This window comes from Mojavia sp. (assembly GCF_059505145.1).
Genome location: NZ_JCACKA010000047.1, coordinates 552495 through 571071, shown reverse-complemented (window position 1 = coordinate 571071; position 18577 = coordinate 552495). Strand labels below are relative to the sequence as shown.

The 18577-nt window shown below is 40.2% G+C and carries 19 protein-coding genes and 2 tRNA genes; 15 read left to right on the top strand and 6 right to left on the bottom strand.

Annotated features, from left to right (window positions below; genetic code table 11):
* Window positions 1–4: 4 nt before the first annotated feature.
* Both AC5JL8_RS09620 and AC5JL8_RS09615 read right to left on the bottom strand, forming a co-directional pair.
* On the bottom strand, window positions 5–325 hold the full coding sequence (locus AC5JL8_RS09620) for a DMT family transporter (RefSeq protein ID WP_495879546.1): 321 nt from the start codon (window positions 323–325) through the stop codon (window positions 5–7).
* A gap of 345 nt (window positions 326–670) precedes the next feature.
* Complete coding sequence (locus tag AC5JL8_RS09615; protein ID WP_495879545.1) at window positions 671–1690, bottom strand: DVUA0089 family protein; 1020 nt, start codon at window positions 1688–1690, stop codon at window positions 671–673.
* 458 nt (window positions 1691–2148) lie between these two features.
* Here AC5JL8_RS09615 and AC5JL8_RS09610 point away from each other — a divergent pair, with 458 nt between their 5' ends.
* Complete coding sequence (locus AC5JL8_RS09610; RefSeq protein WP_495879544.1) at window positions 2149–2277, top strand: hypothetical protein; 129 nt, start codon at window positions 2149–2151, stop codon at window positions 2275–2277.
* 113 nt (window positions 2278–2390) lie between these two features.
* Here the strand turns inward: AC5JL8_RS09610 and AC5JL8_RS09605 are convergent, their stop codons facing one another.
* Both AC5JL8_RS09605 and AC5JL8_RS09600 read right to left on the bottom strand, forming a co-directional pair.
* Window positions 2391–2720 (bottom strand): S-layer protein, encoded by a 330-nt coding sequence (locus AC5JL8_RS09605; RefSeq protein ID WP_495879543.1) that lies wholly within the window; start codon window positions 2718–2720, stop codon window positions 2391–2393.
* Window positions 2721–2983: 263 nt separating this feature from the next.
* Window positions 2984–3121, bottom strand: coding sequence for a hypothetical protein (locus AC5JL8_RS09600; RefSeq protein ID WP_495879542.1), 138 nt, complete (start codon window positions 3119–3121; stop codon window positions 2984–2986).
* A gap of 511 nt (window positions 3122–3632) precedes the next feature.
* On the opposite strand from AC5JL8_RS09600, the gene AC5JL8_RS09595 reads away from it, so the two are divergent.
* The 3 genes from AC5JL8_RS09595 to AC5JL8_RS09585 all read left to right on the top strand — a co-directional run bounded on the left by AC5JL8_RS09595 (window position 3633) and on the right by AC5JL8_RS09585 (window position 5077).
* The gene (locus AC5JL8_RS09595; RefSeq protein ID WP_495879541.1) at window positions 3633–3875 is read left to right on the top strand and encodes a hypothetical protein; all 243 of its coding nucleotides are present in this window, start codon (window positions 3633–3635) and stop codon (window positions 3873–3875) included.
* A 299-nt stretch (window positions 3876–4174) separates the two neighbouring features.
* Window positions 4175–4597, top strand: coding sequence for an acyl-CoA thioesterase (locus tag AC5JL8_RS09590; protein ID WP_495879540.1), 423 nt, complete (start codon window positions 4175–4177; stop codon window positions 4595–4597).
* Window positions 4598–4744: 147 nt separating this feature from the next.
* Entirely contained in the window at window positions 4745–5077 is a 333-nt protein-coding gene (locus AC5JL8_RS09585; protein WP_495879539.1) for a hypothetical protein, read from the top strand.
* A 22-nt stretch (window positions 5078–5099) separates the two neighbouring features.
* Here the strand turns inward: AC5JL8_RS09585 and AC5JL8_RS09580 are convergent, their stop codons facing one another.
* Together AC5JL8_RS09580 and AC5JL8_RS09575 are read right to left on the bottom strand one after the other, a co-directional pair.
* Window positions 5100–5882 (bottom strand): TrmH family RNA methyltransferase, encoded by a 783-nt coding sequence (locus AC5JL8_RS09580; protein WP_495879538.1) that lies wholly within the window; start codon window positions 5880–5882, stop codon window positions 5100–5102.
* Window positions 5883–5960: 78 nt separating this feature from the next.
* Window positions 5961–6042, bottom strand: a tRNA-Leu gene (locus AC5JL8_RS09575).
* A 306-nt stretch (window positions 6043–6348) separates the two neighbouring features.
* Here AC5JL8_RS09575 and murA point away from each other — a divergent pair.
* The 11 genes from murA to AC5JL8_RS09520 all read left to right on the top strand — a co-directional run bounded on the left by murA (window position 6349) and on the right by AC5JL8_RS09520 (window position 18476).
* A complete protein-coding gene (gene murA / locus AC5JL8_RS09570; protein ID WP_495879573.1) occupies window positions 6349–7728 on the top strand; it encodes a UDP-N-acetylglucosamine 1-carboxyvinyltransferase in 1380 nt (459 codons plus the stop codon).
* Window positions 7729–7837: 109 nt separating this feature from the next.
* Entirely contained in the window at window positions 7838–8713 is an 876-nt protein-coding gene (locus tag AC5JL8_RS09565; protein ID WP_495879537.1) for a M48 family metallopeptidase, read from the top strand.
* 345 nt (window positions 8714–9058) lie between these two features.
* Entirely contained in the window at window positions 9059–10189 is a 1131-nt protein-coding gene (locus AC5JL8_RS09560) for an alpha-hydroxy acid oxidase (protein WP_495879536.1), read from the top strand.
* A 146-nt stretch (window positions 10190–10335) separates the two neighbouring features.
* A tRNA-Leu gene (locus AC5JL8_RS09555) sits at window positions 10336–10419 on the top strand.
* 594 nt (window positions 10420–11013) lie between these two features.
* Window positions 11014–11205, top strand: a complete 192-nt coding sequence (locus AC5JL8_RS09550; RefSeq protein WP_495879535.1) for a hypothetical protein — start codon at window positions 11014–11016, stop codon at window positions 11203–11205.
* A gap of 558 nt (window positions 11206–11763) precedes the next feature.
* Window positions 11764–12570 carry a WecB/TagA/CpsF family glycosyltransferase gene (locus AC5JL8_RS09545; protein ID WP_495879534.1) on the top strand — a complete coding sequence of 269 codons (807 nt, stop codon included), beginning with the start codon at window positions 11764–11766 and terminating at the stop codon, window positions 12568–12570.
* A gap of 274 nt (window positions 12571–12844) precedes the next feature.
* Window positions 12845–13699 (top strand): ABC transporter permease, encoded by an 855-nt coding sequence (locus AC5JL8_RS09540; RefSeq protein ID WP_495879533.1) that lies wholly within the window; start codon window positions 12845–12847, stop codon window positions 13697–13699.
* A 2-nt stretch (window positions 13700–13701) separates the two neighbouring features.
* Window positions 13702–14985 (top strand): ABC transporter ATP-binding protein, encoded by a 1284-nt coding sequence (locus AC5JL8_RS09535; RefSeq protein ID WP_495879532.1) that lies wholly within the window; start codon window positions 13702–13704, stop codon window positions 14983–14985.
* A 146-nt stretch (window positions 14986–15131) separates the two neighbouring features.
* Entirely contained in the window at window positions 15132–16442 is a 1311-nt protein-coding gene (locus AC5JL8_RS09530; RefSeq protein WP_495879531.1) for a polysaccharide pyruvyl transferase family protein, read from the top strand.
* A 46-nt stretch (window positions 16443–16488) separates the two neighbouring features.
* The gene (locus AC5JL8_RS09525) at window positions 16489–17583 is read left to right on the top strand and encodes a glycosyltransferase family 4 protein (protein ID WP_495879530.1); all 1095 of its coding nucleotides are present in this window, start codon (window positions 16489–16491) and stop codon (window positions 17581–17583) included.
* Window positions 17584–17606: 23 nt separating this feature from the next.
* A complete protein-coding gene (locus tag AC5JL8_RS09520) occupies window positions 17607–18476 on the top strand; it encodes a formylglycine-generating enzyme family protein (RefSeq protein WP_495879529.1) in 870 nt (289 codons plus the stop codon).
* Window positions 18477–18577: the final 101 nt, after the last annotated feature.

The following is an 18577-nucleotide window of genomic DNA, read 5'->3' as shown; positions in this document are numbered from 1 at the left end:
TCTGCTAGTGAGAAGAAACAAACCTGAGTCCCACTACACCTGCCATAATTAAGCCAATACAAAACAAACGCTCTATAGAAGCAGGTTCTCTAAATAGAACTATACCCAACACAGCCGTACCCATAGCTCCTATACCAGTCCAGATGGCGTAGGCTGTACCCACTGGTAGTGTGCGGAGTGCTGTTGACAAGAAGATGAAACTCAATATCATGCCAGCAACAGTAGCGATACTGAAACCTGGCTTGCTAAAACCCTGCGAATACTTAAGACCAATTGCCCAGCCAATCTCTAACAAACCAGCAATTAAAAGATATACCCATGCCATCGTTTTCTCCTCTGCACGTAGCAGAACTTAAAGTAATTACTTTAATCATGAGCATATCTTGGTTGTAGATATTCGGAAACATAGTAGGGTAGGCATTGCACACCAAAATCCGGATATGGTGCAATATCGTTCGGTTAAGAAATTTATCTGTAGGGGCAAGCAGGGGGAGAGAAGAGCCATTGAAAAGTAACTCTTTTTCCTCCCCAGCTTATCCGAACCGTATTGGCCCAGGAGTTTAATTTCTGGGTCAATTTCTGTAAAAGTATAGCTAGTGGGAAATTGTCAATAATTTGACATTCTAAAAAGAGTGACCTTGATTTTTCAGGGTTACTCTTTTTAGAAAAATTAACCTCTGCTGACATTAAGGGTGTAATCACCCGTACCACCACCAAAATAAGTCCAGGAATTACCATCCCAAAAATTGCCAAAAGAAGTTACTGCAATATAGTACTGTCCACTGCTCTCAACCCCATATTGCAAATAGGAATCCAAAGTGGATATGCTACCAGGATCTTCAGCGAAGAAGTCATCGTTGGATGCGATAAGCTGGTTTTTTGAATTAAACAGCCATAACATGGTGTCAACCGAGCCGTTACCGCCTATTCCATTATCAATGTCGATTGTAAGTGTTTGTCCTGCTGTGGCAGAAACTTGGTAAAAATCAACGTCATTTCCGGGGAAGAGTGGTCTTGGCCCCGTTAAGGGATCTACCGAATTATCACCGATATTCCCTTGCACACTAGTCCAAGGGACTTGTGTAGAGTTAAAAACATTCGCATTTGCGTTTTTTGAAAAGACATTAGACCGTAAATTCGTTGCTCCTTTAGGTACACTATCCGGATCGTAGGCGGCTCGAGCCGTGTCTGGGAAAAAAACGTGTGAATTTGCCGCAGCCTTAGCGGGAGCAGGAAGATTGGGAGGAATTAAGTTTTTACCACCTAATTGTTCGGGAAGAGCGATTGTTCTTAAATTGAGCGTAATGTCACCGTCACTACCACTAAACCCATCGACTGCTATGCGATAGGTTTGACCAGCTGTAGCGTTAAAAGCTACTTGACTCTGCAAACCAGAGTAATCATCATTACTCGCAATTTCTGTAAGGTTATTGACAGCGTTGCCAGTATATACGGCTAAAGTGGTATCGTAATTACTTCCGAAAGTGTCCAGAACGACTACGCCATTTGCTGGCGCAGTCCAAGCCCACCATATTGATTCCGCATTAGCAGGATCGCCAAAAACACTTCTTCCAGCATGGTCAGGTTCACCAGGTTCACCTGTCGCGCCTGTATTAGTACCGAAAACAGTGAGTTCTGTTCCGTTTAAGAGAATACTATTAGCAAACGTATCATTTACGGGTAAAACCATTTTTATTCACCAAAGTCAAGTTATAGACTGAAACCAAAAGTCTAAACTCTTATAGACGTGTGGTGTAGTGTTAGTAACCTACTGCTTAATTGTAAAAAAAACGAGTCCAAAAGAACTTTAAGATTTTTGTTTAAATGTGACGAATAGAAATAAAAAAACTACAGGCTCCCTCTAGTAAACTAGGCTAAAAAAAGCAGAAATAGCCCAGTTAAGAATAGAAAATTACGTAGCTAAACACCTAATCAGTGATGCAGCCGGGAGCATCCCAATTTTGCCCTTAATAAATTTGTAGTGGGAGCATCTTGCTCCCTAATGTCAAGTCAGCGGGCTAGAAGCCCGCACTACAAAAAAATAAATTTACACATTTGGGATGCTCTCATGCAACCAGAACCAATACGGTTCGGTGAAGCCAAAAACCAGATAGACTGAGGGTTATCACCTAACCGTACTGAGATTAAATGCAACTTAAAGAATTCTCACTGGTCTCGCCTATAGTTGAATCAGGTACGGTACTCAAAGCGTTAGAAACAGCTATCCAACAGAGGCAATCTCTACAAGTGATGCACAGACACATAGTAGCTGCTTAGAGCTTAACCAAACCGTATTGGGATATTGTGGGCAATGCCTACGTGTATTTCAAAAATCAGATATGAGTTCTATATTTGCTCAAAATAAGTAGCTGATTACTAACTATTAATTTTCAGTTTTGCAACTGCTGTTCTGTCTGTGGTTGCCGCGGGGTTTCAGTTGGTTTCAATTGCTCAAATAAAGCGGGTGGCGTAGCCTGGCGAAAAGCCCCGCAGTAGTGCATAGTCATCACTGCTTTGAACGCCCAATGATCTGAAGGCACATCGCTAAAAGGATTCGGTAAAGTCTCTGCTTTGTTTTGAACACAAGCATTGGGTACTAAATTGGATTTAGCTGGTTCATTATTAGTCGACTCTTGAGTAGTTGACTCTTGAGCTTTAACAGGAGTAATTAAACTAATACTAGCTAGCACTACGACTGATACCAAAATTTTACTGTTCATAAAATATTAGGATGGATTTGTTGGAGGTCTAATTTTTTAGATATAGCAGTCCATCCTATTGTAGAAAGAATACCCATTAATTGAAAATTTTAGCCATAATACTAATTGAAAAAAGAATGCGACAGATGGGTAGGGCACAACAATGTTGTGGCCTTACGAATAATTTATTTGTCGCAAACATTATTTGAATTGGTATAACATAGAAAATCAGGCTGACTACATTTGTAAGCCAGCCGCTTCCAATTTGAAGGTTTTTGCTGCAATTAAGCGTTAGCAAACATTGACAGCATTATTAACAGCCCAATTAAACTACCTACCCAAAGTGCTAACGATCCCCAACTAACTGAATCTTGTTGTACTTTCTGCCACATATTGGTAACTACATTATTACGAAATGCCATTTTATAACCTCCAATTTTTAGTAAACCTGTATTAAAGCTTCTGAATCATCCCTGCACTTGTAGACACTAACTAACGGAGATTTAATGCAATCATGCAGTTAGAAAGTACATCTACCTTAGTGCATACTTTTTTTGACAAACAAAACAAAAAGTTACAAACAGATATTTGTTATGTAAACTTATTTTCTCATGAGAAACTATTGCCACGGCTAATTTTTTCTAGTTTGAGAAAATTCTTAACGTCGGCTTTCTCGGATATCAAAAATTTATCGTTAGACGTTTAAAATCATGCTCTATTCAAACAGATACCCTAGTATCCAGCTTTATTTGCGGTTATATAGCAATCCGATTTGATTTCTGAATCACTCGTAGAGGTAAGGGACTGGGGATTGGGGACTGGGGACTGGGAAGAAGGAATAAAGGTGTAGTGAATTTTGTTCAAAAATCAAATATGAGTCCTATAAATGGATTGAGAACAAGAATTACCATTAGTAAAAATGGCAGGTAAACAATGGTACAGGAAATCAGATCAAATCAACCACAATATATCTGCATTATTCTAGTTGATAGCATTACAGGTAACCAAGAAGAAGAAATCATGACTTTTGGTATATCTATTGATGAAGCCAAAAATCAAGCCGAGCAATTGTTAGCCTCTACCTATGGCTGTCAGCCAGTGCAAATTGGAGAATTGATGCAACAGGCAAGAATTGAACCAATAGCTCAGTGGTGTGCGCCTAGCAATCATCAGTAATAAAGCTTTTTAACATAATACAGTTCAGTTACAATACGGTTCAGTTATTAGTATTCGATTCCAGAAGATCCCCCCAACCCCCCTTTTTCTAAGGGGGGCTTAATTCCCTCCTTAAAAGGGAGGGTTAGGGAGGATCAACTATTATCTGAACCGTATTGAGTTCAGTTAAGGATAATTGTCGATTGGGTTGAGTAACGAAACCCAACGATTAACGTTTGGGTTGCTCTAGTAGAAACTTGAATACATCTAATATAGAAAAAGTGTACTAACTACAAAAGCGCCAAACTATCAATTAACCCATGTCAGTATTCAAAACTCTACTGCGTGTTCGACACTATGAAATGGATGCTCTTGGTCATGTCAACAACGCCGTCTACCAAAACTATTTAGAACAAGCAGCTATTGAACACTCAGAACACTTGGGTTTAACATTGGATGTCTACAAAGAATTTGGCGGCGTATTTGTCATGCGACGGGTAGAGATTGACTATCTACGCCCAGCCGTAGCAGGCGAGACTTTGGAAGTCACTACTTGGGTAAGAGAAATTCGTGGTACTCGCAGCTTCCGACGCTACGAAATCCGCAAACAAAATCAGGAGGACTTGCTAGTGACGGCTGAGGTGTTGTGGGTTTGGGTAGAAGCTAAGACAATGCGTCCACGACCAATACCCAGCCTCATATTGGACAGATTTTCGCAAACGCTACATTCTGGTGTGAAGTAATTAAGGGTATTCGGCATTGGGCATTGGGCATTGGGGACTAGTATTCTACTCAGCACTCAAACGGACATGATATTAGACTTTTTTACGTTAAATATGTAAATTTGATACAGAATTACCCACTTTAGCCCCGATAGTCGAGATTATTATGTGAAATATGCACAAAATAAAGCTGTAGCAATTGCACTCAAAATTACGCTAGTAAATCAAAATTCCCAGGTCAAGATTATGGAGAAGCGTCAAGAACAACATCGCCACATGGCTGCTAAAGATTTTGAAGCATCCCTCGATGAATTGGAGGATATTTTACAAGAAAATCCTACTGAGGATGAAGCCATGCCAGAATTAAACCTTAGCATTGTCAATGATCCCCAACCAGATGTACTAGATCAAGAAGATAAAGATTTAGCTTCTATTGATATAGAAGCTTTTGAGGATGCACTTGCTGATATTGAGCAATATCTGGCAGATAGCAATCAATAAAAATAAAAGTTAAAATTCATCGTTATTGATAAATCTTTTGCCGCTGCGCTTCGTATAACATTAAAGCCGCTGTGATCGCCACGTTCAAGGATTCTACCCCTGGACTGAGAGGAATCTTTACTTGCTTGTCTGCGATCGCCGCTACCTCTGCCGACAACCCAGCACCTTCGTTACCCAATAAAATTAAACTGGGCTTGCGCCAGTCAACTTCCCAGTAAGTTAAAGTGGCGCTGGGTAAAGTTGCTACTATCTGCATTCCTGCTTGCTGGCTGGCTTGAACTGTAGCTTTAAAATTATCACTCACCGCCATTGCTAGGCGAAACCACTGCCCAGCAGAGGCGCGAAGAACTTTTGGGTTATCTAAATCTACGCTATCTTCACTCAGCCACAAACCTGATGCTCCAGCCGCCGCCGCAGTGCGAATGATCGTACCTAAATTGCCGGGATCTTGCACAGTTTCCAAGGCTAGGACTAAACCAGTCAAAGGCACTTGAGTCAGGCGATCGCTTCGTTTTGCAGTTGCGACAACGCCATCTGGTTGTACAGTAGTGGCGATCGCCTCTAAAACTTCCTCACTGACAATTTCGGCGCGATCGCATCGACTACAAGCTTCCTCCCAGAGTGCAGCATGGGCTGTTTGCCATGCTGGGGTGCAGCATACTGTGACTAACGGATAATTTACCGCGCAGGCTTCCTCCAAAAGATGCGTCCCTTCTAATAAAAATAGCTCCTGCTTATGCCGTTCTTTAGTAGAGTGCAGTTTGCGGATTTGCTTGACTAAAGGATTTTGTAAACTTGTTAACATGAAAGTATCGAGTTAAAAGTACTAAGTGCTGAGTCTTCATCCTACTCAGGACTTAAGACTCAGCACTTTATACTCAAATGCGGAACCCGGGACTTGAACCCGGAAGCCTTGCGGCACTAGAACCTGAATCTAGCGCGTCTGCCAATTCCGCCAGTTCCGCTGGCATATCTTCTTATCGACAATTTCTAATTATTACTAATATTATTGATTTTTGTCAAGTGCGGCTGTGCCTTGCCCTTACTGAGTATAGACTTTTGCTCAGGTTAAAGTTTTGGTGTTGATTGCCACTAAAATTTTAAATTCTTACAAAGCTTGCTGCAACTTGCTTTGAGCGATTATAATTCCCCAAAAAACAATTTATTGATACAAGATGTAGAGGCAAAATGTAGACAAATCTATTCTTTACTGTAGAATCAAAACCAACTTCAAACCTTTAAATTTACGTATTTATTTTGGAGGTAGGCTTATTAATCCTTCTAGCAGCTTACCAGATGCTAAATCTTCTCTTGAAGCAGACTCCTCAGTCTTGCAGATTTGGGGAGGGCATCCTTTGCAAGGCCATGTAAAAGTGAGCGGGGCCAAAAACTCAGCACTGGTGATCATGGCTGGAACTTTGCTATGTTCAGGAGATTGTCACATCCGTAATGTTCCCTTATTAGCGGACGTAGAGCGGATGGGTCAGGTTTTATCAGCTTTGGGTATTCGTTTAACACGAAACGGTGACACTTTAGATATCAATGCCAGTGAAATTACCACATCCAAGGCTCCCTACGAACTCGTTACCCAATTGCGGGCAAGTTTTTTTGCCATTGGCCCGATTTTGGCACGGCTGGGAGTAGCCCAAATGCCGTTACCAGGCGGTTGTGCAATTGGGGCAAGACCAGTTGATTTGCATGTCCGGGGACTGCAAGCCATGGGAGCCGAAGTCCAGATTGAGCATGGTATTTGTAATGCCTATGTTCCTGGCAGCAGTGGCAGGTTAAAGGGAGCGAAGATTTATCTGGATAGCCCCAGCGTGGGAGCGACAGAAACTTTGATGATGGCCGCTACTCTAGCAGATGGCGAAACGATCATCGAAAACGCTGCACGAGAACCAGAAGTAGTCGATCTGGCGAATTTCTGTAATGCGATGGGGGCTAAGATTCAGGGTGCTGGCACTAGTACGATTACAATCGTTGGTGTACCCAAGTTGCATTCTACTGAATACAACATTATTCCCGATCGCATCGAAGCAGGAACTTTTTTGGTCGCAGGGGCTATCACTCGCTCAGAGATTACTTTGTCTTCAGTGTGTGCAGATCATTTATTTCCGGTGATTGCCAAGTTGCGAGATATTGGCGTGCGGATAATTGAGGAAGGGTCTGATTGCTTACGTATCCTGCCTGCGGAATCTCTCAAGGCAACAGATATTGAAACATTACCCCATCCAGGCTTTCCCACAGATATGCAAGCACCATTTATGGCTTTGCTAACTCTGGCAGAAGGCGACAGCTTAATTAACGAATCTGTGTTTGAGAATCGGTTACGTCATGCCTCAGAGTTAAATCGCTTAGGGGCAGATATTCGCGTCAAGGGCAATGCTGCCTTTGTTCGAGGAGTACCGATGTTATCAGGCGCACCAGTAATAGGCACAGACTTGCGAGCATCAGCAGCCCTAGTCTTAGCAGGACTGGCAGCAGAAGGGAAAACTACATTTCAGGGATTGCACCATCTTGATCGCGGCTATGATCGATTCGATTTGAAGTTGCAGCAATTGGGAGCGAGAATCTTGCGCGTGAGCGAAGCCTCAACAAATGTAGAATTGGCAACCAGCACTAACAATTCCCCAGCGTCAATGACGACCTAGTAGTTAGGTGGGCATTGCCCACCCTACTTAATCGTTATACTAACTGTGGGAGGCTGTTTAGCTGACCAGCCACACTCCCCAGTACCGTTGTTTTTGAGCTTCCTGCACCATGTCTTTCCTAAAAACTCCGCTGATTGGTTTAAAAGCTGACTCCTTTCGTCATCCGTTAGATTTGGAAGCTACCAAAGCTCTCAAGCAGATACCTGGTTTAGATATGATGGTGCGGAATTGGCTTGGGCCAATGGCAGAACAGGTTTTCTATGTAGAAAATATTGCGTCTAGCGTTTTGGTAGGTGAAAAACAACTACCCGATTTACACAAGCTGTTGTTAGAAGCTTGCAAGATTTTGGATTTAGAGCCTCCGCAGTTGTACATCAGGCAACATCCTGCTCCCAACGCCTACACTTTTGCGATGCGAGGTAAACAGCCTTTTGTGGTGCTGCACACCTCCCTAATTGATATCCTTACACCAGAAGAAATTCAGGCTGTGATTGCTCATGAATTGGGTCATCTCAAGTGTGACCACAGCGTTTACTTGACTCCTGTGAATTTATTAGTATTGGCAGCAGGTATCTTGCCCAACGTCGGGGCTGTGATTGCTCAAGCAATACAGTCACAGCTTTTGGAATGGGTACGCTGTGCTGAGTTTACCTGCGATCGCGCCGCATTGTTAGCCACCCAAAATCCTAAAGTTGTTATGTCGGTGTTGATGAAACTGGCGGGTGGTTCCCCAAGCCTAGCACCGCAACTTAATCTTGATGCCTTTGTTGCCCAGGCTCGTGCCTACGATGATATTAGCAAGACTGAACTGGGTGAAATGGTTAAAGCCGCCCGTACAGCTCAATTAACTCATCCAGTACCAGTACTACGGGCACGAGAAATTGACCGTTGGGCAAGCAGCACAGAATATCAATCTTTATTACACAATCACGACTTAAAGTCTAACAATGAGGTTGCTTCCAAGGGCGGTTGGCGCAACTGGTAGATGTATCCTCATTAACAGGACTTACGCCAAATCTCTCTCAAACCCTCTTACTTTGTGACCTTTGTGGCGGCAGTCGCTCATGGGGGAAACCCCCAAGACCGCGCTGCCTCTCCTTTGCGGTTCGTTTTTCTTTGTTACTGCGTAAGACAAAGGGCATTGCTGATTGATGGGATGATTTTTCTCACGCAGAGGCACAGAGACACAGAGAGAATGAGGGTTTAGAGATTTTAATGCTAAAATTTTATCCCTCATTTATGCAACGCCAGACAAACACATCAAGATGCAAAAGTTTTTTTAGCAGCTTTACGTGAGATAACAAGAAGTGGTTACCACTCAAGCGCCATCATGACAGGTGTATCACAGGATAATCACTTCCTACCCATTAACTTATTTGAGTATGAAAATCTAGCGTCACAACATTTGTCTCAAATGGCGCTTGATTATTACAATAGTGGGGCTTGGGATGAAGTCACATTGCGAGATAATCGTGCTGCGTTTGAGCGAGTTAAGCTGCTACCGCGAATGCTAGTTGATGTGAGCGATCGCAACCTTAATACTTCAATTTTAGGAGAACCTTTACAGCTACCCCTACTAATTGCACCAATGGCTTTTCAATGCCTTGCCCATCCAGATGGAGAAGTGGCTACAGCAATAGCTGCGGCATCAGCTGGTGTGGGTATGGTTTTGAGTACATTGGCGACTAAAAGCATTGAAGAAGTGGCAACAGTCCAACAGAATTTTCCTAATGCCTTGCAATGGTTCCAGCTTTATATTCACAAAGACCGGGGACTGACTCGCGCTTTGGTGGAGAGAGCTAAAACCGCAGGTTACAAAGCATTATGTCTGACGGTAGATGCACCTATTTTAGGACGGCGGGAGCGTGATCGGCGTAATGAGTTTTCCTTACCGCCAGGATTACACGCAGCTAATCTTGCAACTATATCAAGGCTAGATATTCCCTATGAACAGGGAGAATCTGGGCTATTTACCTACTTTACCCAACAATTAAACCCAGCGTTAACTTGGAAGGATTTAGCATGGTTGCAATCAATCTGTCCTCTTCCGTTAGTTATAAAAGGTATTTTACGTAAGGATGATGCTGTGCGTGCTGTAGAGTGCGGAGCCAAAGCTATTATTGTTTCTAATCACGGCGGCAGACAACTAGATGGTGCGATCGCATCTTTAGATGCCTTGGCTGAGATAGTAGCAGTTGTAGATGGCAGAGCCGAAGTGTTATTGGATGGGGGTATTCGCCGAGGTACAGATATTTTAAAAGCCATAGCATTGGGTGCAAAAGCTGTACTCATTGGACGGCCTGTTTTGTGGGGGCTAGCATTAGCCGGAACCGCAGGTGTATCTCATATCATCTCGTTGCTAGAAGATGAATTCAGTGTGGCTATGGCACTCAGCGGCTGTGCCAAGCTACAGGATATTGACTCTACTTTAGTTAAACAAGTAAGTGTCTCCGGTAGCTAGATCAGAGCTTCCCAAGTGTAGATTAAAACGGGTGAATGCCACAATTCTCTGTACTAAATTTGTAGTTTTTAGGAGTAATTCTGGAATCCATATTATTCCTTGTTGCAAAATTCCTAAATAGTATATAATAGTAGAGTTGCATCCAAGGGCGGGTGGCGAAACTGGTAGACGCACCACACTCAAAATGTGGCGACCTTGCGGTCATAGGAGTTCGATTCTCCTCCTGCCCATATTGAAAGATTTAGCTACAAAACACTTCAGGCAATAAGCTTCTTTGACATGGGTAGTCAGGAAACAAGAGAAGACTACAGAGCTAACCCATATAAAATAAACAAAATTTGGCGTTGCAGAACAGTGGGATGAATTGGGCAAGCTGGGGTAGCAGGGGGAGAAGTTTTCTGGTGTTGCTAAATCATCCCGCAAATAAGCAACGCCCAAAATTTTAGTAGTTGCCAAATATTTTTTGAAGAATTTGGAACTATCCAGCGTGTAGCTGTGTCTAACGATTCAAATGCTACTGTTTGCATATATGAATTTATAGTATTTGATCCCCAATTTCAAAACTATAAATTTTAAAAATAAATATTTCTCAAAGTGGCAACAAAAATCTAGCAACTGTTGTTAGTGTTAACCGTAACTATTTTTGTGATACGGGTAAAATCTGCGTTTTAAATTTCAAGTGTTTATACGGAAAATCTATCTCGACGCAACTTCCTTTGGGGAGTTGACAAAAAAGTATTTATAAGATATTTTTAAAGCAAAATATAATTTATGCATGATGCCCTCGTTAGTAATTTTTTAACTTTAAACAAAGATCGAAAATTATGAGATTAAAAAGATGGGAGTCTCCTCGTCGAGAAGGCAGGAATGATAAAGGTAAAGGTGGTTCAGCGAGAAAGCGGCAACTAAAAAAACAAAGGCAAATGCTGCGGCAGAAACTCAAAGAAGCAAACAAGAAAGACAACAATAATAAGAAGCAGGGGGAAGAACAAATGTTCTTCCCCTTATTTTTTTAGTTTTTCGCAAAGAACCAAATTAAAAGTTTTTTTGCTTAATAGCATAGATAAAAAATATAAATGTAACAATTGTAACTATTATTTTAAGTAATAAAAAAAAATTATTATTAACCTAGTGGAAAAATAGTATTTTACATTACATTTTTTATTATTTATCCTCATATAGTCAGTATTTGACAGCTTGTCTGTCTGGGTTTAGTTTTTGCTAAATGATTATTTTAGACAAAAGAAAATATTATTACGTTAATTCTATTTATAGAAATTGTAATGGTTATATGAAGTAATTACAAACTAATTATGAAGTAACCGTAAAATTACATATTAAAAATGGGAAAAGCCTTAATTCAACTTGTAAACTAATATACGGAAACATCAAAATTTAAAAATACTAGGGTAGCCACGAATTTGCTGATAAAGCTATTGGATCTCCATGTGTATGCACCCGACCATGCTACAAGCCTAGAAAGAAGTCAGCAATAGTACCACCTAATTTTTCAAAACTTCGCAAATTTTCCAGGTGGTATACAGGATTTTTGTCTTTGACACAAGGAGTAATTTATGGGCGAGATAGCTTTCCTGCCTACTCAAAAAGTTCTTGATTTTCCCATTACTGCCTTACGCTTTGAAGAGCAGATACAAACAATACTAAAGTGGGCGATCGCTCGAGAAAGTAGAACAGTATGTGTAGCCAACGTGCATATGCTCATGGAGGCTCACTGGAATCCAGAGTTTGCCAGTGTATTACATCATGCAGATGTAGTAACCCCTGATGGGATGCCTCTAGTTTGGATGATGCGGCAAATGGGAGTTCGCTACCAAGATCGTGTGGCAGGGATGGATATCCTACAAGCATTATGTAAGTCAGCTCAAGTCCAAAATCTCAGTGTTTTCTTTGTGGGTTCGCAAACGGAAATTCTTTCTAAAATGAGGAAAAGGCTAGAGCAGGAATTTCCTAGCCTGAAAATAGCGGCGATGGAACCCTTACCCTTTCGTCCTCTCACAGAAAATGAAGATGCAGATCTAATTAATAAGATTAACTCAAGTGGTGCTGGTCTAGTATTTTTATCACTAGGTTGTCCAAAACAAGAAAATTGGATGGCTCAACATAAGGGTAAAATTCAGGCAGTCATGATTGGTATGGGTGGAGTTTTCCCGGTTTACGCAGGAATCCATAAGCGAGCGCCTCGTATAGTTCGAGATTTAGGTTTTGAATGGTTGTATAGATGGATTCAAGAACCACGCCGCCTCTGGAGCCGTTATATAAAAACGATCCCACCTTTTATGTGGCTAGCTACAAAACAGCTACTGTCATCAAGTCGTCTTGCAGAAGTAACTTTCAAGGAAGCGGGAATTGAGAAATCATAATTTGGGTAGTTGACAAAACAACTATGTTTCTGAATGAACGCAGATATGACAAATTTCAAGGCAAGTTTCAGGCGATCGCGTCCGGCACTAGGCATAGCCCAATTGCACATTGCCTATATATAGCGATACAACTTCCTGCTAATTAGATGAACGACAAACAACTCATGATTGAGGCAGGTCGGACTGAGCGCCAGTACTAGAAATGCAAAGAGTTATTCGACTTTCTGGCATGACATAGACATTAATTTATCGATTAAATTACGAATCTGTATGTATGAAGCTGAAAAAAACCAGAGTTGTATACCGACCTGAAAGTCCAATAAGACATCCACTGCAACTATTTCAAGACATGGGGCGGGACTTACTAGCATCGCGAGAATTAGCTTGGCGGCTTTTAGTGCGTGATATTAGCGCTCAATATCGTCAATCATTGCTAGGAATTTTCTGGGCATTCATACCTCCAGTAATTACAGCAGCTGGTTTTACCCTTGCTAAAAGTAATGGTATTGTCAACATTGGTAATACAGAGTTACCCTATGCAGCCTATGTTATGTTTAGCATGTCACTGTGGCAAACCTTTGTCGAAGCATTAAATGGCCCGATTCAAGCAGTAACAGCAGCTAAATCAATGTTGGCAAGAATTAACTTCCCTCGCGAAGCATTAATTGTTGCCAAATTAGGGGAAGTATTTTTTAACTTTGGCATCAAGCTCATCTTAATTGTGGGTTTATTTATCTGGTTCAAAATACCAGTAACTTTGAGCTTAATTTTAGCACCAGTAGCATTAATTCATTTAATATTGCTAGGGACATTTATCGGTTTGCTGTTAGCCCCAATGGGAGCTTTATACCAGGATGTTACCAAGGGATTAACATTGATTACGGGATTTTGGTTATTTCTCACACCAGTAGTTTATCCAGTTCCTAGTAATGGCGTATTTGGCAATATTGTAAAGCTAAATCCTGTTACTCCATTGTTAGTGACGACACGAGAATTAGCGACAACAGGTGTCATCTCAGACCCGCAGGGATTTTGGATAGCAAGCCTTATTGCAATATTAGGTTTGCTGTTAACTTGGATTATTTATCGTCTAGCAATGCCCTTTGTAGTTGAGAGGATTAGTTCCTAATTATGACGATTATCAATGAGAAAGCAATAGTCGCACCGCAAAGTAGTGAAAGTGATATTGTCCTTTCAGCTAATGGAGTGTCTAAAAAGTTTTGTCGAGATTTAAAGCGGTCTTTGATGTATGGTGTTCAAGATATTACCTCAGAGTTATTAGGGCTACGAGAAAAGAGCGATAAATTGCGAAAAAAAGAATTTTGGGCACTGGATAATGTAAGTTTTGAATTGCGACGAGGAGAAGCATTAGGCTTAGTTGGAAAAAATGGTAGTGGTAAATCTACTCTGTTGCGGATTATTGCAGGTTTAATTAAACCAGATGCTGGTTGTGTTGAAGTTAATGGTCGAGTAGCACCATTGATTGCACTCGGAGCAGGATTTAATCCTATTTTGACAGGGCGGGAAAATATTTATGCCAATATGTCAATTTTGGGGTTGTCAAAAAAGGAAATTGATGAGCGATTTGATGAAGTTATAGATTTTGCTGAAATTGGTGATGCAATTGATGCACCAGTGCAAAGTTATAGTTCGGGAATGGCAGCTAGGTTAGGTTTTGCCAGTGCTATTCATACAGAGCCAGACATTCTTCTCATTGATGAAGTGCTGGCTGTGGGAGATGTTAAATTTAGGGCAAAGTGTGAACGTAGGCTGCATGAGTTACGTCGTAAGGGTACGTCGTTTGTATTGGTTAGCCATCAACCTTCTGCAATATTGAATGTCTGTGATACTGCAATTTACCTGTCAAACGGTCAGTTAATCGCGTCTAGCGATAGCTTTTCAATCATAAGTCAATATGAAGAAGATTTATTCTTCGGTGACATGAAGAAAGCCGTCGGAATGATGACATTTCCGGAAAAAAATGTAATTGAGAGTACAGGAGTAGATATAGTTTCTCTATTTTTTAGAGACGAAGATGGAAATATTATTGAAACACCTGTAACTGGAGAGCCATGCATTTTTTGTGTAGGATATAACTCTTACGTAGAAATAGATAATGCAGGACTTAATTTTACTATTCAAGAAGTTGGTGGAGAAAGTAATCATGTGTTACGAATAAGTAGTTTTCAGGATAAACAATTATTGAAGATATTGCCAGGAAAGCACGAAATACAAGTTCGTATGCCATACCTTGGAATTAAGCCAGGTTCATATACGATGACTCTTAACATTAGAAAAGATTCACTTTATATATTTGATATAGTTGAGTCTTTCAAATTTTCAGTAGTCGCAAATAAGCCAATGTCTTACTGTTTATTTTATCAACCCCGAACATGGGAAGTTGTTAGTAACTAAACTGCTGATATGCACTTGGGTTTACCGGAATAATCAATCACGCACGATAAATTATTTAATATGACAACTACGTCAGCTAAAAAGCTCGATATTTCATTATTTTTAACTCAGAGCTTAATTGTTAATTTTAAAGGAGAACGCTGCAAATGTTCAGTTTAAAAAAGTTTTATTGGAATTGGAAAAAGCGGTTGATGCAGCGATTTAAAGTGCAAATTGTCCCGCTCTATCTCTCAACTTACGTTGCACTGCAAAAGGTAATTCGCCAGACTAGAGTTAGTGGGGATAAATTTTCATCAGTCCTTATACTTCCTCCAGCACCACCGGGCAGCCTTGGGGATGAGGCTTTATTAACTGCCACCGTAGAATATTTTAAGATGCAGGGTGCAAAGCGTATTGGTATAGTTACGTATGAATCAGACTCACAGTGGGCAAATATTAGTCTAACTGACGACGAAACTACAAGCCTAAACTACCATTACCTGCATGAATATTTGAGTTCCCCAGAAGCCTTGTTCCACTTCGCTCACGCAGTAAGCTCCTACGAATGTTTTTATTGTATTGGAGCAGATGTAATGGATGGGTATTATTCTGAGAAAGATACTCTTCAAAGACTGAAATTTGTTTCAATGGCGAATGCGATGGGAGTTAAGGCTGCTGTTGTGAGTTTCAGCTTTAACGATAAACCTATACCTAATGTAATTCAGTCTTTGCAGGAATTGCCTTCAGATATTCGATTATGCTCGCGTGATTTAATTTCATATCAGCGCCTAATTCATCATCTCAAGCGTCCGGTTGAACTTGGAGCAGATCTAGCATTCCTTCTCAACCCCGATATGGATACGGAAATTGTTGAGAGCATTTCTCAGTGGGTCTGTCAACAACGTGCTAACAATCGTATCGTTGTTGGAATAAATGCTAATTACAAACTTATAGATGAACTTGAAGTTAAAACTCTCGATCAATTAATTAAAACTTTTGTTGATACTTTAATAGGACTTTACTCTAAAAATGAAAAACTTAGTTTTTTATTGATTCCCCATGATTTTCGCAATATCGGTGAAAAGAACAGTGATGTATTTCTAGCTGAGGCAATTCTTGAGGTTCTTCCTTCAGAAATACGAACTCATTGCACCAAAGTTCCAACACCATGTAGTGCTAGAGAGATAAAAGCTATATGTAGAAATTTAGATATTGTTCTGAGTGGCAGAATGCATCTTGCGATCGCCTGCTTGGGTCAGGAAACTCCGGCAGCCTGTATTACTTATCAGGGCAAGTTTGAAGGTTTGTATAAGCATTTCGAGCTGGATGGAATGACAATTGAGCCACAACAAGCTCTTCAACCCGGTAATTTAGTCAACTTTTTTATGCCTCTAATTGAAAAAAGAGACGATATTCGTAAACATATACGAGCAAAGTTACCAAATATACAAAAATTAGCCAAGGCAAATTTTGGCTGATGGACGTTTTAGGCATTAACAGAAACTTGAAAAGAGGTAAGTTTCAATGAGGGTTTTATTTACTAATAATTATGCAATGGATCGGACTTGGGAGCAATGGAAAAAAGGAGAGCATCCTGGAAATCATCTTTGGGGAGTTACACATTTACCGCAATATGGGATTGATGTTGATATCTTGCCTTATGAGAAATATGCAATTTTGAATCAAATAGGGCGTAAACTTAAACTCGGAGGCTATCTAGATCAAGAACTTAGAATTTTCTTCAACTTGTCTCAGTATGACCTAGTTTATTCAGGAAATACAGACACTACATTTATACTGTCATATCTTCGTTATCTGGGGATATTTAAAAAACCAATTATCTGTGTACTACACCATACGTTACAACCAAACAGGTTACGCCATAAAACAGTTGTGAAAGGTCATGATAGATTGTTGTGCTTGAGTAATAAAATTAAAAGCGATATTGAAATGAATTTTAGCATAAATCAAGATAAATTAGAAGTTTTAGAGTGGGGATTTGATTTATCTTTTTATGACAATCAAGCAAAAAAATATAACATTGCAAATAGTAAGCCTGAGTTGATTATAAGTGCTGGGCATACGTTACGAGATTACGATACTTTGGTAAGAAGTTTTACTGATATTAATTATAGGTTGCATATTTATTCTTCAGAACATAATATTCCTAAAATTTCCGATATCCCTTCAAATATAACATTTAAATGCGGAAGTTTTCTTGGAAAACATGCACTTGAATATGGTGAACTTGTAGCAGAGTATGGAAAAGCATATGCAGTTGCTATTCCTTTGGATATTCCTTTTGAAGAAAGTAATACAGTAACTCAAATTGGACTAACAAGCCTTCTGGAAGCTATGGTTCTCGGAAAAGCAGTGGTAATGACTAGAAGTAAGCATATTAGTATTGATATAGAAAAGGAAGGAATTGGAATTTGGGTTGATTACAAAGATGTAAAAGGGTGGCAACAAGCAATTTCATATTTGCTGGAACACCCTCGTGAGACTATCGAAATGGGAAAAAAAGGACGTCAGTTGTGTGAGAGCAAATATAATTTAGAATCGTTTTCATCAAAATTAGCTGGAATTTTGAAAGGATTTATTACGAAAGGCTATTCTTAAGTAATAACTTAAGCAAAAGTATAATGGACATAGAATTTGTTCTTGTAGATAATACTGAAAATCCTGCCGATCCAATCACAAACTCAGGAAAAGTAGATTATATTTTTCAAATTGGAAAATATCAAATTACCAATACTCAATATGCGGATTTTTTGAACGCAGTTGCGGCTTATTCCGATCCGTACAACTTATATAACGTGAATATGGAAAGGGGACTCTTTGGTGGAATCAAACGCACCAAAAAAGATAGCTGCTATTTTTACGAGCCTTTAGAAGGCTATTGTGATTTGCCAGTAGTTTATGTCTCCTGGTTCGATGCTGCTAGGTTTTGTAATTGGTTGCACTTTGGTAAGCCAAAGTTAGGGGAATCAATCTTGGGTACGACTGAAGGTAATTCAGAAATAGGAGCATACAACACTTCTCTATTTTCCGATGGGCGTGAAATCCAAGAAGTTAAAGCGCATAATCCTGAAGCAAAATATTGGATTCCTACTTTAGACGAGTGGAACAAGGCAGCATACTTTGATCCATCGAAAAATGGAAGTGGTGGATACTGGCTTTATCCTACAAGAAGCGATACTAAACCTCAAGCAATTGCACCACCTGGTGATCAGTTTTCGGCTAACTATTATGACTTCAAATGGGCAGCACCAGAACTATATTTAACGCCTGTTGGTAGTTATAAATATGCAACCAGTTATTACGGCACTTACGATCAAGGTGGTAATGTATGGGAGTGGGTTGAAACCCTACGTGGTAACCATCATCGTTGGGTAAGAGGTGGGGGGGCAACAACTTTTGACCATGCCCTTTCTCGTCTTAATGTTGACTCTGAATATAGCGACCATAAATTATATATTTTCGGTTTTAGAGTAGCAAAAAATGCTGAATAAAAGAGCTAAAATTGCCTTATATTATGTTAGTTTTTCTTTTATTATTAGACTTAATTGATTAATTATTCCCTACTAATTCTTGAAATGAGGATAACAATAAA

What these genes read in the sequence shown, in the direction of transcription:
- AC5JL8_RS09610 (WP_495879544.1), top strand. Translation starts at nt 2,149, where the DNA reads ATGCAACTTAAAGAATTCTCACTGGTCTCGCCTATAGTTGAATCAGGT.
- AC5JL8_RS09600 (WP_495879542.1), bottom strand. Translation starts at nt 3,121, where the DNA reads ATGGCATTTCGTAATAATGTAGTTACCAATATGTGGCAGAAAGTACAA.
- AC5JL8_RS09595 (WP_495879541.1), top strand. Translation starts at nt 3,633, where the DNA reads ATGGTACAGGAAATCAGATCAAATCAACCACAATATATCTGCATTATT.
- AC5JL8_RS09525 (WP_495879530.1), top strand. Translation starts at nt 16,489, where the DNA reads ATGAGGGTTTTATTTACTAATAATTATGCAATGGATCGGACTTGGGAG.
- AC5JL8_RS09550 (WP_495879535.1), top strand. Translation starts at nt 11,014, where the DNA reads ATGAGATTAAAAAGATGGGAGTCTCCTCGTCGAGAAGGCAGGAATGAT.
- AC5JL8_RS09535 (WP_495879532.1), top strand. Translation starts at nt 13,702, where the DNA reads ATGACGATTATCAATGAGAAAGCAATAGTCGCACCGCAAAGTAGTGAA.
- AC5JL8_RS09530 (WP_495879531.1), top strand. Translation starts at nt 15,132, where the DNA reads ATGTTCAGTTTAAAAAAGTTTTATTGGAATTGGAAAAAGCGGTTGATG.
- AC5JL8_RS09565 (WP_495879537.1), top strand. Translation starts at nt 7,838, where the DNA reads ATGTCTTTCCTAAAAACTCCGCTGATTGGTTTAAAAGCTGACTCCTTT.
- AC5JL8_RS09580 (WP_495879538.1), bottom strand. Translation starts at nt 5,882, where the DNA reads ATGTTAACAAGTTTACAAAATCCTTTAGTCAAGCAAATCCGCAAACTG.
- AC5JL8_RS09560 (WP_495879536.1), top strand. Translation starts at nt 9,059, where the DNA reads ATGACAGGTGTATCACAGGATAATCACTTCCTACCCATTAACTTATTT.
- AC5JL8_RS09545 (WP_495879534.1), top strand. Translation starts at nt 11,764, where the DNA reads ATGGGCGAGATAGCTTTCCTGCCTACTCAAAAAGTTCTTGATTTTCCC.
- AC5JL8_RS09590 (WP_495879540.1), top strand. Translation starts at nt 4,175, where the DNA reads ATGTCAGTATTCAAAACTCTACTGCGTGTTCGACACTATGAAATGGAT.
- AC5JL8_RS09615 (WP_495879545.1), bottom strand. Translation starts at nt 1,690, where the DNA reads ATGGTTTTACCCGTAAATGATACGTTTGCTAATAGTATTCTCTTAAAC.
- AC5JL8_RS09620 (WP_495879546.1), bottom strand. Translation starts at nt 325, where the DNA reads ATGGCATGGGTATATCTTTTAATTGCTGGTTTGTTAGAGATTGGCTGG.
- AC5JL8_RS09605 (WP_495879543.1), bottom strand. Translation starts at nt 2,720, where the DNA reads ATGAACAGTAAAATTTTGGTATCAGTCGTAGTGCTAGCTAGTATTAGT.
- AC5JL8_RS09540 (WP_495879533.1), top strand. Translation starts at nt 12,845, where the DNA reads ATGAAGCTGAAAAAAACCAGAGTTGTATACCGACCTGAAAGTCCAATA.
- AC5JL8_RS09520 (WP_495879529.1), top strand. Translation starts at nt 17,607, where the DNA reads ATGGACATAGAATTTGTTCTTGTAGATAATACTGAAAATCCTGCCGAT.